This window comes from Hyphobacterium sp. (assembly GCF_965217055.1).
In the GTDB taxonomy this organism is placed as follows: Bacteria; Pseudomonadota; Alphaproteobacteria; order Caulobacterales; family Maricaulaceae; genus Hyphobacterium.
The window spans coordinates 1,152,905-1,164,465 of sequence record NZ_OZ244227.1 but is presented as its reverse complement, the minus strand read 5'-3'; the positions used below and the strand labels follow the sequence as shown (position 1 = coordinate 1,164,465).

12 protein-coding genes are annotated in these 11,561 nt (G+C 63.5%); 7 read left to right on the top strand and 5 right to left on the bottom strand.

The features are described from left to right. Positions 1 to 25 precede the first annotated feature (25 nt). From odhB to ACOOFN_RS05775, 5 genes are all read left to right on the top strand, one after another. Complete coding sequence (odhB, locus tag ACOOFN_RS05795) at positions 26 to 1,606, top strand: 2-oxoglutarate dehydrogenase complex dihydrolipoyllysine-residue succinyltransferase (RefSeq protein WP_420434593.1); 1,581 nt, start codon at positions 26 to 28, stop codon at positions 1,604 to 1,606. Between the two features lie 130 nt (positions 1,607 to 1,736). Beyond that, a complete protein-coding gene (locus tag ACOOFN_RS05790) occupies positions 1,737 to 2,174 on the top strand; it encodes a hypothetical protein (protein ID WP_420434591.1) in 438 nt (145 codons plus the stop codon). A 9-nt stretch (positions 2,175 to 2,183) separates the two neighbouring features. Beyond that, positions 2,184 to 2,582 (top strand): hypothetical protein, encoded by a 399-nt coding sequence (locus ACOOFN_RS05785; RefSeq protein WP_420434589.1) that lies wholly within the window; start codon positions 2,184 to 2,186, stop codon positions 2,580 to 2,582. Positions 2,583 to 2,652: 70 nt separating this feature from the next. Next, positions 2,653 to 4,053 (top strand): dihydrolipoyl dehydrogenase, encoded by a 1,401-nt coding sequence (lpdA, locus tag ACOOFN_RS05780; RefSeq protein WP_420434587.1) that lies wholly within the window; start codon positions 2,653 to 2,655, stop codon positions 4,051 to 4,053. A 162-nt stretch (positions 4,054 to 4,215) separates the two neighbouring features. Next, on the top strand, positions 4,216 to 4,761 hold the full coding sequence (locus ACOOFN_RS05775) for a GNAT family N-acetyltransferase (RefSeq protein ID WP_420434585.1): 546 nt from the start codon (positions 4,216 to 4,218) through the stop codon (positions 4,759 to 4,761). Here the strand turns inward: ACOOFN_RS05775 and ACOOFN_RS05770 are convergent. The 4 genes from ACOOFN_RS05770 to ACOOFN_RS05755 all read right to left on the bottom strand — a co-directional run bounded on the left by ACOOFN_RS05770 (position 4,758) and on the right by ACOOFN_RS05755 (position 7,365). Continuing rightward, the gene (locus ACOOFN_RS05770) at positions 4,758 to 5,060 is read right to left on the bottom strand and encodes a winged helix-turn-helix domain-containing protein (RefSeq protein ID WP_420434583.1); all 303 of its coding nucleotides are present in this window, start codon (positions 5,058 to 5,060) and stop codon (positions 4,758 to 4,760) included. The genes ACOOFN_RS05775 and ACOOFN_RS05770 overlap by 4 nt on opposite strands. Continuing rightward, positions 5,053 to 5,673 carry a hypothetical protein gene (locus ACOOFN_RS05765; RefSeq protein WP_420434581.1) on the bottom strand — a complete coding sequence of 207 codons (621 nt, stop codon included), beginning with the start codon at positions 5,671 to 5,673 and terminating at the stop codon, positions 5,053 to 5,055. Before ACOOFN_RS05765 ends, ACOOFN_RS05770 begins: the two co-directional genes overlap by 8 nt. 97 nt (positions 5,674 to 5,770) lie before the next feature. Further along, a complete protein-coding gene (locus ACOOFN_RS05760) occupies positions 5,771 to 6,706 on the bottom strand; it encodes a tyrosine recombinase XerC (protein ID WP_420434579.1) in 936 nt (311 codons plus the stop codon). Beyond that, on the bottom strand, positions 6,688 to 7,365 hold the full coding sequence (locus ACOOFN_RS05755) for a DUF484 family protein (protein ID WP_420434577.1): 678 nt from the start codon (positions 7,363 to 7,365) through the stop codon (positions 6,688 to 6,690). Before ACOOFN_RS05755 ends, ACOOFN_RS05760 begins: the two co-directional genes overlap by 19 nt. 120 nt (positions 7,366 to 7,485) lie before the next feature. Here ACOOFN_RS05755 and ACOOFN_RS05750 point away from each other — a divergent pair, with 120 nt between their 5' ends. Further along, entirely contained in the window at positions 7,486 to 9,669 is a 2,184-nt protein-coding gene (locus tag ACOOFN_RS05750) for a primosomal protein N' (protein WP_420434576.1), read from the top strand. On the opposite strand, the gene solA is transcribed toward ACOOFN_RS05750, so the two are convergent. Further along, positions 9,654 to 10,754 (bottom strand): N-methyl-L-tryptophan oxidase, encoded by a 1,101-nt coding sequence (solA, locus tag ACOOFN_RS05745; RefSeq protein ID WP_420434574.1) that lies wholly within the window; start codon positions 10,752 to 10,754, stop codon positions 9,654 to 9,656. The two genes, ACOOFN_RS05750 and solA, sit on opposite strands and share 16 nt — an antisense overlap. A gap of 245 nt (positions 10,755 to 10,999) precedes the next feature. Between solA and ACOOFN_RS05740 the strand changes: the two genes are divergently transcribed. Then, positions 11,000 to 11,557: a F0F1 ATP synthase subunit delta gene (locus ACOOFN_RS05740; RefSeq protein WP_420434572.1), complete on the top strand. Its 558-nt coding sequence runs from the start codon at positions 11,000 to 11,002 to the stop codon at positions 11,555 to 11,557. The last annotated feature ends 4 nt before the right edge of the window (positions 11,558 to 11,561 follow it).

The window sequence follows — 11,561 nt, the reverse complement described above, 5'->3', positions numbered from 1 at the left end:
TCCGAGACGAAGGACTCATAGAGACATGACCGACATCAAGGTTCCCGAGCTGGGTGAATCCGTTTCCGAGGCAACGGTGGGCAGCTGGAATTTCTCGGAAGGCGATGCCGTCAAGAAGGACGACATCCTCGTCGAGCTCGAGACCGACAAGGTCTCGATCGAGGTACGCGCGGAAGAAGACGGCACGCTGTCGAAGATCGTGGCCGCCGAGGGCGATACGGTCGAGATCGGCGCCAAGCTGGCTGAACTGGGATCGGGCGGCGCGGCCGCGTCCGAAGATGAGGCGAAAAAGGCAGATTCTGATGACGCCGCCGCTGATGATGACGACGCGGACGAGGACGCACCGACCGAAACAGCGGCCGGCACGCCGGTTGAAGGCGATGGGGCTGGAAATCTTGTTGAAGCGAAGATCCCGGAAATGGGAGAAAGCGTGACCGAAGGCGCTGTGGGAGCTTGGCTGGTAGACTTGGGTGCCGCCGTCAAGAAGGATCAGCCATTGGTCGAAATCGAGACCGACAAGGTGGCGGTCGAAGTGCCGTGTCCGGTGGATGGCGTGCTCGAGGAGCGGTGTTTTGAGGAAGGCGACATGGTCTCTCCGGGCGATGTGGTGGCAAAAATTCGCGAGGGTGCGACCCAGGCGAAAGACCCGGTTCCTGGACCGCGTCCGGCAGAGGGCGACACGTCCGCGAAGTCCGAATCCAAATCCGACGCTGACGTCAAAGCCATGCCGTCGGCCGCGCGCATTGCCGAAGAGAACGATCTCGACCTCTCCAAGATCGAAGGCAGCGGCAAGGATGGTCGCGTCACCAAGGGCGATACGTTGAAGGCGCTGGAAGCCGGCGCGACCGCCCCGAAAACGCCGGCCCCGAAACCCGCCTCGCAATCGTCCGCCGACCGCGCCGACGACCCGCGCGAGGAGCGCGTGAAGATGACCCGCTTGCGCCAGACGATCGCGCGCCGGCTGAAGGACGCCCAGGACACCGCGGCGATGTTGACCACCTTCAACGAGGCGGACATGTCGGCCATCATGAAGGCCCGCAAGCAGCACCAGGACGCCTTTGTCGCCAAGCACGGCGTCAAGCTCGGCTTCATGAGCTTCTTCGTGAAGGCCTGCGTCAATGCGCTGAAGGAAATTCCCAACGTCAATGCCGAGATCGACGGCGACGAGATCGTCTACAAGAATTACTATGACATGGGCGTAGCGGTCTCGACCGAGCGCGGCCTCGTCGTGCCCGTCGTGCGCGATGCCGACACCATGTCGCTCGCCGATATCGAGAAGAAGATCATCGAGCTCGGAACCAAGGCGCGCGACGGCAAGCTGTCGATCGACGAGATGCAGGGCGCAACCTTCACCCTCTCGAATGGCGGCATTTTCGGCTCGCTCCTGTCGACGCCGATCCTCAATGCACCGCAATCCGGCATTCTGGGCATGCACAAGATCCAGGAGCGCCCGGTTGCCGAGAATGGCGAAGTGGTGGTCCGGCCGATGATGTATTTGGCGCTGTCCTATGATCACCGCATCGTCGACGGCAAGGAAGCCGTAACATTCCTGGTCCGCGTCAAGGACGCGCTCGAAGACCCGCAGCGCTTGTTGTTCGATATCTAGGCCGCTTCCGCCGCGGGCAATTTGGAAGCAATGGTCGGCGGCCGGCCGGAATTCTCTGAACGAGTCCTGAAGCCTCTCCCCAAAGGCAGGCAAACGCGCTACCGTCGCGGCCAACACCGGGGAGGGTTTCATGACGTTTTCTCAAGCAAAGACGCCGGTCTGGTTCTGGATTCTGGGCGTGATCGGCGTGTTGTGGTTCGCAATGGGCGCGTTTGACTACGCGGCGACCCAGCTCCGGCTGGACTTCTACATGTCGAACTTCAACGACGAGCAACTGGCCTTGTTCTACGGCTTCCCGGCCTGGTATGTCGCGACCTGGGCGATTTCTGTCTGGGGCAGCTTCATCGGGGCCATCCTGCTGTTGATGCGGATGAAATTGGCTTCGCTTTTATTCCTTGTCAGCCTCATCAGCTTCATTATCGGCGCGATCTACAGCTATGCCTTTACCAATGCCATGGAATTAATGGGCGGCTTGCCCGCGATAATCTTCTCGGTCGTCATCTTTCTCTCGGTCCTGGGATATTTCTGGCTCGCGCGCTGGGCCAGCCAGCGCGGCATCCTGAAATAGGAGGCCGGCATGCTTCGTTTGATCCTCGGAATCATCGCCGGTCTCGTCGCGGCGGTCTTCACCGTCATGCTCGTGGAAATGGTCGGGCACATGATATTTCCGCCGCCAGAAGGTGTCGATGTCAGCAATCCCGAACAGCTTGCAGCGATCATGCACGAGATCCCGCTCGGCGCGAAAATCGGTGTCCTCGTCGCCTGGGCGCTCGGCATTTTCGTCGGCGGGCTGGTCGCGATCCGCATATCGAAACGCAACTGGACGGCCTGGGTCGTCGGGCTGGCGGTGCTGGCCATGGGCGCTGTCACCATGATGATGATCCCGCATCCTCTATGGATGATGGTGGCCACACCGCTGATCACCGTGCTGGCGGTCGTGCTGACCGTGCGTCTGTTCGGCACCAGGGCGGCGTGAAGTCGGTTGAAACACGGGCAGGGCGGTTCTAGGTAGGGGCGGATTCGCCCCTCACACGAAAGGCCGCCGCATGTCCAAGAGCTACGACGTCGTTATCATCGGGGGAGGCCCCGGCGGCTATAATTGCGCCATTCGCGCCGGCCAGCTGGGCCTCAAGACGGCCTGCATCGAGATGCGCGACACGCTCGGCGGCACCTGCCTCAATGTCGGCTGCATCCCGTCGAAAGCCCTTCTGCACGCCTCCGAACTCTACGAGGCTGCCAACCAGGATTTTGCCAGTTATGGCATCAAGGTTGACGGGCTCGGATACGACCTTCCGAAGATGATGGAAGGCAAGACCGAGGCCGTGAAGGGCCTCACGGAAGGCGTTGCCTTCCTTTTGAAGAAGAACAAGGTCGATCATATCCGCGGCAGGGGCCGGATTGCCGGCAAGGGCAAGGTCGAGGTCGACGGCCCCGACGGCAAGAAGACTCTGGATACGAAGCATATTGTCATTGCGACGGGCTCCGAAGTGACGCCGCTCCCGGGCGTCGAGATCGACGAAGAGCGCATCGTGTCTTCCACAGGCGCCCTCGAACTCAAGGAAGTCCCGAAGAAACTGATCCTGATCGGCGCCGGCGTGATCGGGCTGGAGCTCGGCTCTGTCTGGCGGCGCCTCGGCGCCGAAGTGACAGTGATCGAGTATCTCGACCGGATCCTGCCGGGCATGGATTCCGAGATTGCCAAACAGGCCCAGCGCATCTTCAAGAAGCAGGGGTTGAAATTCGAACTCTCCCGCAAGGTGACGGGAATCGACAGGACCGACGCCGGCCTTACGGTGAACACCGAGGCCGCCAATGGCGGCACGGAAAAGGCTTTTGAAGCCGATGTTGCGCTCGTCTGTATCGGCCGCCGCCCCTTCACCGAGGGGCTGGGGCTCGACACGGTCGGCATCGAAACCGACAAGCGTGGCTTTATTCCGAACGACCATTTCCGGACCAGCGCGGACGGCGTCTGGGTGGTCGGCGATTGCACGCACGGACCGATGCTGGCGCACAAGGCCGAAGATGAAGGCACGGCCTGTGCCGAGCGCATTGCCGGCAAGGCAAGTCACGTCAATTACGGGGCCATTCCGGGCGTCGTCTATACGCATCCCGAGATCGCCGCGGTGGGCGCAACCGAGGACGAGCTCAAGGAGCAGGGTCGCAAGTACAAGACCGGCAAATTCTCCTTCATGGCCAATTCGCGTGCCCGGGCGAACCACGAGACCGACGGCATGGTCAAACTGCTGGCCGATGCCGAGACCGATGAATTGCTCGGGGCTCACATGATCGGCAAGGGCGTGGGCGAGATGATCGCCGAGCTTTGCCTGGCCCTCGAGTTCCGCGCGTCCTCGGAGGACATAGCCCGCACCTCGCACCCGCATCCGACGATGACAGAGGCCATCCGTCAGGCGGCGATGGGCGTTGAAGGCTGGACCATGCAGGCCTGATGGAGTCCGTCTGACGAAATCGTCAGACGGCGAATCGGAATTGTATGCTATAATGCAACCTGTCAGGTCGGCGCTGGCGACGCCCTGGACCTGTGATCGGACAATCGAATTTGGGTCGCGCCGCGTAACGGTGGCGCACGGGTTTTGCGCAGGACTCCTCGCATGCTGCAAGTGAAGTCAGACAGGTTGAAACTGGTCGCGCTTGACGCGCGGCTGACAAGTCTGCATGCGCGCGCGCCGGCGGCTTTCTTCGAGGCGCTGAATGTCCAGTCCGAAGCCAGCTGGCCCCCGGAAATGCTCGATGCGGCGGCTGTCCGGCAGGCCGAGGAAGCGCTCCGTGACCGGCCGCGCGAGAGCGGTTGGTATTTCTGGGCCTTCATCTGGCCGGGTCCGGAAGGCAGCATGGACCGCCTCGTGGGCGGTGGTGGATTCAAGGGACCGCCGGACAGTAACGGCCGGGTCGAGATCGGTTACTCAATGCTGGTATCGTTCCGGGAACAGGGCCTGGCCACAGAAGCCGTCAACCTCCTCGTCGACTGGGCGTTTTCTACCGGCCAGGTGAGCGAAGTCGTGGCCGACACCCTGCCGCACCTCATCGCCTCGCAGCGCGTTCTGGAGAAAGCCGGATTTGTCGAGACCGGCGCGCGCGAGGAAGACGGGGTACGGATCCTGCGATTCGCACTGACCCGCGAGAAGGCCGCCGCCTAGCTGCCTGTCAGCTGCCGCAACTGGTCCAGATAGGCGATCCAGGCCTTGCGGCCGTTCGCCGTGAGTTTGAGCGTCGTTCGCGGCCGCCGGCCGACAAATGTCTTGCCGACTTCGATATAACCCGCCTCTTCGAGCTTGCGCATGTGGACCGACAGATTCCCGTCCGACGCTTCGGTGCGGGCTTTCACTTCCGTGAAACTGGCTTCGCTGACCGCAGACAGGTAAGCCATGATGGCAAGGCGCAGCTTTCCGTGAATGACTTCGTCGAGCGCCGCGGGATTGAATTCCTGCTTATCCATCGATGCGGCGAGGCTCCCGGCTTATCTGCCGGACACCCGGCACCACTGCGGCAAAAAGTATGATGGCGGCCACCATCAGGTAAAGCTCCGGCCGGCCGTAGAAAGCAGGAGACAGGGCCGCTCCGGCGATTGAAATCCAGGCCGGGCCATACAACCACTTCTCGGCCGACACGGCGGCTGTCACGGAAAACGCAATGGCATAGCCGAACAGGGCAATAGTCAGAATCGAGTCGAACAATACGGGCGAAGCGTCCAGTGCCGTAACCGAGAACACCACGCCGGCCAGATAAAGACCGATGCCGATGCCGACGGATCGCCAGGCGATGCTGTTGACACGATTGCCGATCGATCCGCTGCCCGGTTTTCGTGTCAGGCCGCGGCAGAAAATCGTCGTCAGCACCAGGCCACTGATCCCGTAGATCATCCAGACGACGCCGACAAACGGCCGGTCAATCGGAAGGGCCTGCACCATGACCGCCCAGTGCGCGATGCAGGCGATGATCGCCAGCCCGCCCCAGATCAACAGGAATCGGCCACCGATCAGCGGTGCCTTTTCGCCGGATTCGGCCACGCTGCGCAGATAGTCCAGGTCAGATGTTTGTGCGTCGCTCATTGATCCCTCCAACAACTTTGAAAATCAAAGTATTGTTTCGCAGGCGATGCGCAAGGGGAAAGCGGGCAGATGAATCCCGCCTGCCCCTTATCGGGGATCAGTGGCGTCTTGCGCGAGGGTGGGCGGCCGCGTGAACCGCCGCCAGGCGGTCGCCTTCAACGGCGGCGTAGATCTGTGTCGAGGACAGGCTCGCATGGCCAAGCAATTCCTGGATCGTCCGCAGATCGCCGCCACCTGCCAGAAGGTGCGTGGCGAAGCTGTGGCGCAGCGCATGCGGTGTGGCGCTCGCCGGCAGTCCCAGCCGGCTGCGCAATTCGGCCGTCAATGCCTGTACGGCGCGGGATCCCAGCGCGCCGCCCCGGATGGCCCGCAAGGCCGGTGCGTCCGGTGCAAGTTCAAACGGGCACAGGGACGTATAGCGCGCGACCGCTTCGCGCACGGCAGACAGGACCGGAACCATCCGCGTTTTCTGGCCCTTGCCCGTGACGCGCAGCATCTCGCCGAGTGGAAGGTCGCCGCCCTTCAGCGCCAAGGCCTCGCCGATCCGCAGACCACAGCCATAGAGCAGCAGCAATACGGATTCGTCGCGCGCGGCGATCCAGTCGGGCTTGTCGCGCGCGCCGGTCTCCTCGATCATCTGCCTCGCATCGTCGGCGCTCATCGGCCGCGGGAGGCTGCGGGGCACTTTCGGCGTCTCGACAAGGCCCAGCGCACTGCCGTCAACGCCCCAGCGGCGTTCGAGATAGGCATAGAATCCGCGAAGCGATGACAGGTATCGCGCCAGCGATCTCGGCGAAGCGCCGGTCCGGCGCCGATCGGCCAGCCAGGCCCTGAAATCGGCAATCTTCAGGGCGCCCAGAGCCGCGATCGTCATGCGGCTGCCCTTGTGCGAGAGCTGAAGATCGAGAAAGCCCTCCACGTCCCTGCCATAGCTTTCCAGCGTGTTCGCGCTGTAGCGTTTCTCCCCGGCCAGATGGTCGAGCCACGCCGACAGTGCGAAATCGGCAGGGGCGGCTAGTCCGTCGTCATCCATTGTCCAAGCCGTTTCTCCACAGCGCGTGCGACGAAATTCAGGATTTCCGTACCCTGACCGGAATGGAACATGTCGGCTTCGCGTGCCGCCAGCGCCAGTAGGCCGACCTGGTCGCCGACAGAGATACGGCACAGGGCGTGACTGCCGACCTCCTTTCCGTAGAGCGTACGGCCGGTCCGGTCCGAACACTGTCCGGTGAAATCATTCTCATCGCCCAGCAATTCGTCGGTCAGGCCGACCGCGCAGGCGTGGATCGCTTCGGACACGATCATCGGCGTTGCGCCTTCCAGGTAGAGGCGGACGCTGTCGACGCCAAGCGCCGTCGGCGCTTCCCAGGCGAGCTTGTAGTCCAGCTCGTTCAGATCGGCGCATTCGATCAGCGAAAGGACGAAGCTCTGGGCGCGTGCCATCAGTGCCAAATTCTCGCGCGCAGCGTGAGCAAAGGCGCGCTCGCGCTGTTTCAGCTGGCGCACCTCGCCGAGCAGCCGGTCGCGGACCACCCGGCCGAGATCGGCCACACCATTGGGCGCGCCCGCGATATGCGAAAGCAATTCAGCATCGCCGCGGACCCAGTCCGGATTTTCGATCAGCATCTGGCGCAACATGGCGCGATCCATCGCCGAGGGCGCGGGGCCCGGCTCTTCAAGTATATCTGTCAATGTCCCACCATCCGTTTTCGGATTGATATTGATGACAGCGATAACAGAAACGCCTTGGTGTTCGGTAAACGTGGGTTTGGCGTTTGCAGAACCGTGCGCAGCCGACACATTATCGCGGCGATGACTCGTCCGCCCATTCTCAAGGCCAAGGCCTCGATCCTGTTCCCGATGCCGCTGCCCGAACCGTTTGATTACACGGTACCGGACGGGATGGAGCTGCGCGTCGGCGATCATGTCCGCGCGCCGATCGGACCGCGTGTGGCGCGCGGCGTTGTCTGGGCTCTGTCCGGCGATGACGGGTCGCGAAACCTGAAAGCGGTCGACAGCGTCTATGATGCCCCGCCCCTGTCGCCGGCGATGATCGAGTTCGTCGATTGGTCGGCAAGATATCTCGTCCAGTTGCCCGGTATCATGCTCCGGAATGTTCTGCGCAGCGAGGATTCGCTGCTGCCGTCTCCGAGGGAAGTGCTGTTCGCGCCGACAGGTGAGGAACCGGCCCGACTGACCGAAGCCAGACAGAAAGTCATGGACGTGATCGCGGAGAACGGGCCCGACAGTGCGACAAAGATTGCCCGCCTTGCCGGCGTCACACCGGGCGTGGTCACGGGCCTTGTGAAGGCGGGCGGATTGCGCCGTATCGAACGCCCCGCCGACCCGCCCTTCGATCCGCCGGACCCGGACCGGCCCGGCGTCGATCTCGTACCCCAGCAGCAGGAAGCGGCCGGTCAGCTTACGCGCATGCTCGATGCCGGTGGATTCCAGGCCGCCCTGCTCGACGGTGTCACGGGCTCGGGCAAGACCGAGGTCTATTTCGAGGCCATCGCCCACGCGCTGCGCGAAGACCCGGAAGCCCAGATCCTGGTCCTGCTGCCGGAAATCGCGCTGACCCAGGCCGTCACCGCCCGCTTCATCCAGCGCTTCGGCGCCGAGCCGGCCGTCTGGCACTCCGACCAGGGCCACAAGGAACGCCGCCGCATCTGGCGCGAGGTCAACCACAACCGCGCGCGTATCGTCATCGGTGCGCGCTCGGCACTCTTCCTGCCCTTCCAGAAGCTGCGCCTGATCGTCGTCGACGAGGAACACGACGCGACATACAAGCAGGGCGACGGTCTGCACTACCAGGCACGCGACCTTGCCGTGGTCCGCGCCCGCGCCTCGAAGGCAGCGATTGTATTGGCCTCGGCGACGCCGTCGATCGAGACGCTCGCGAACGCCCGCGCCGGCCGATATGCCTACATTCGCCTGCCCGACCGGATCGGCAAGGCGGTCCTGCCGGAAGTGACCACGATCGATTTGCGCGACCACCGGCCAGAACGCGGGTTGTGGCTGTCGGATCCACTAGTGTCGGCAATGGCGGACACGCTGCAGCGCCGCGAACAGGTCCTGCTTTATCTCAATCGCCGGGGTTATGCGCCGCTGGTCCTGTGCCGCGATTGTGGCCACCGCATGAAGTCGCCCGATGTCGATGCCTATCTCACCGAGCATCGCTATACGGGCCGGCTGATCTGTCATCTGACCGGCTTCTCAATGCCGCGCCCGGAAAAATGCCCGGAATGCGGGGCGATCGATTCGTTGATCAGTGTCGGCCCTGGCGTCGAACGCGTCGCCGAGGAAGCAAAAGCCCGCTTTCCGGACGCCAATGTCGAAATCCTGTCATCGGATACGGCGCATTCCGCCGAGAAACTGCTCGCCCTGATCGACCGCATGGAGCGTGGCGAGATCGATATTCTCGTCGGTACACAGATCGCCGCCAAGGGCCACAATTTCCCCAATCTAACCCTGATCGGCGTGGTCGATGCCGATCTTGGCCTCGCCGGCGGCGATCCGCGGGCCGGCGAGCGCACCTACCAGACACTGGTCCAGGTCGCTGGCCGGGCGGGCCGTGCCGAACGCCCGGGACGCGCATTGCTCCAGACCCATGACCCCGATCACGAGGCCATTGCCGCGCTGGTCGCTGGTGATCGCGACCGTTTCATGGAGGCCGAGACCATGGCGCGCGAAGTGCTTGGCCTGCCACCCTTCGGCCGACTCGCCGCCATCATTATCTCCTCGAAGGATGCACACCAGGTAGACGGTGTTGCTGCAGACTGGGCGAAGCGTGCGCCTGACGCCGACGGCGTCACGATCTGGGGCCCCGCCGAGCCAAGATACGGCATGGTCCGCGGCTGGCATCGCCGGCGACTGCTCGTGCGGGCCGACCGCGATGTCGATGTCTCGGCCTATGTCGCCGCGTGGAAGCGCCGGATGAAACCGGTCTCGTCGGTCCGTGTAACCGTCGATATCGAGCCTTACAGTTTCGTCTGACGCGCCAGCGTGAAGCCCGACAGGTCGACCCGCGGCGGCTCGCCCATTGCCAGCGCCACCGCTGCCTCTCCGATCGCCGGTGCAAATTTGTAGCCGTGCCCGGAACAGGCCGCGACGAGCACTGATCCGTCCGCTGCCATATCCAGTATGAAGCGGTGGTCGGCCGTGTTGGTGAAGCGGCAGATTTCGTATGCGTCGGGCGGCGGACAATCCGGCAGAACGGCTTTCACGGCCTCGGCCAGCATTGCCCGGTCTATATCGTCCACCGGCAAGGATCTGCGATACTGCGGCCCGCATTGTTCGCGGTGATGATAGACGCCCAGCTTCCAGCGTCCGCCCGTCCCGTTTGGCAGCGCGTAGATCCGGCGCCCGTCCGGAAAGACCCGCTGGAAGGGCGGCACGTTATCGGGCCCGTCGAACAGGCCGATCACCTGGCGCTCGACGGTGAGCGCTGCGTCCAGGCCTGCATGCAGCTGGCCGCCCCAGGGGCCCGCCGCCACGATGACGCGCTCCACATTGAATGCGCCGCCGGTCGTATGAAGACGAAAGCCGTGATCCAGAGGGTCGATGGCGGTCACGGCACAATCCCAGTGCAAATCGGCGCCGTCCGTTTCCGCCAGGTGAGCCATCGCGGCATTCGCGGTTTCGCTGAGAAGATAGCCGCTGCCGTGTGCATGAACGGCTAAGAGATCGTCGGCAATGTCGAGTGCCGGACAACGCTGCCGGAGCCCATTGGCGTCGATCACTTCATGGATTTGGCCGGACGCTCGCGCAGCGCGGCGCACCCCTGCCATGAATGGGCTGTCGGCCGTTGCGATATCCATCCCTCCGCTCGACAGGAAAATGCGGGTGCCTGCAGCGGCTTCGATCTCGGGCCAGAGCGCGAACGCCCGGTCGAGCAGCTCGTTGTAGAGTGCGCCCTCCGAGTAGATCCGCCGTATCATCCGCGTCGCGCCATGGCTGGAACCGCGTGCATGGCCGCGTGAAAACCGGTCGAAACCGATCACCGCGATGCCGCGCCGGCTCGCCGCCCAGGCGCTGGCGAGTCCCATCGCGCCGAGACCGATAATGCCGATTGCGTGCACGCCCCACCTCCTGCCCCCAGTCTGGGTCAATCCGGCCTTCGATCAAGCGCTCGAATGGCGCATCGAGTCCTGCCGCAAGCGGGTTGCCGCCCCCATGCCCCTGTGCTAAGCGGGCGCCCGACTGAAGAAGCGCGTGTCCTTCCGGTACAGGGCTTCTTCAATTTTCGCAATGTTCTCAAGTGCTTGGTGGTTGATTTGATCGACGCGCCAGCACATACGGCAAAGGCAGGCGACAGTACGATCCGATGAGTGGCGATACCGCGACAATCACCGGCGCAGCCGGACGTTATGCCAGCGCCCTGTTCGAGCTGGCTTCCGACGCGAAAAAGGCCGACAAGGTCGAGGCCGACATGGCCGCACTGGCGGCACTGCTTGCCGACAATGACGAACTGTCCGCCGCCCTGTCGAGCCCGTTGGTCGAAGCCGATGCCAAGCTCGGCGTGGTGGCCGCGCTGGCCGAAAAGGCCGGATTCGACGAATTGTCGGGCAATGCGCTGAAAGTTGCCGCGGAAAACGGCCGCGCCGGCGAGCTCGGCAGCATGGCGGCAGCCTATGCCCGCTTCGCAGCGGAAGCGCGCGGCATTGCATCGGCTGATGTCACGGCAGCGGTTGCGCTATCGGATAAAGACATTGACGCCTTGAAGGCGTCACTGAAACGTGCCCTCGGGCGCGAGGTTGACGTCCGGACCCATGAGGACCCGGATATTCTCGGCGGACTGATCGTACAGGTCGGTTCGCGTATGTATGATTCCTCCCTTCGGACCCAGCTCGAAGGACTCCGGACAGCGATGAAAGAGGCTTGAGTAG

Coding starts and splice junctions, on each gene's coding strand:
- ACOOFN_RS05750 (WP_420434576.1), top strand. CDS start 7,486: ATGACTCGTCCGCCCATTCTCAAGGCCAAGGCCTCGATCCTGTTCCCG.
- ACOOFN_RS05760 (WP_420434579.1), bottom strand. CDS start 6,706: ATGGATGACGACGGACTAGCCGCCCCTGCCGATTTCGCACTGTCGGCG.
- ACOOFN_RS05765 (WP_420434581.1), bottom strand. CDS start 5,673: ATGAGCGACGCACAAACATCTGACCTGGACTATCTGCGCAGCGTGGCC.
- ACOOFN_RS05785 (WP_420434589.1), top strand. CDS start 2,184: ATGCTTCGTTTGATCCTCGGAATCATCGCCGGTCTCGTCGCGGCGGTC.
- ACOOFN_RS05770 (WP_420434583.1), bottom strand. CDS start 5,060: ATGGATAAGCAGGAATTCAATCCCGCGGCGCTCGACGAAGTCATTCAC.
- odhB (WP_420434593.1), top strand. CDS start 26: ATGACCGACATCAAGGTTCCCGAGCTGGGTGAATCCGTTTCCGAGGCA.
- ACOOFN_RS05775 (WP_420434585.1), top strand. CDS start 4,216: ATGCTGCAAGTGAAGTCAGACAGGTTGAAACTGGTCGCGCTTGACGCG.
- lpdA (WP_420434587.1), top strand. CDS start 2,653: ATGTCCAAGAGCTACGACGTCGTTATCATCGGGGGAGGCCCCGGCGGC.
- ACOOFN_RS05740 (WP_420434572.1), top strand. CDS start 11,000: ATGAGTGGCGATACCGCGACAATCACCGGCGCAGCCGGACGTTATGCC.
- ACOOFN_RS05790 (WP_420434591.1), top strand. CDS start 1,737: ATGACGTTTTCTCAAGCAAAGACGCCGGTCTGGTTCTGGATTCTGGGC.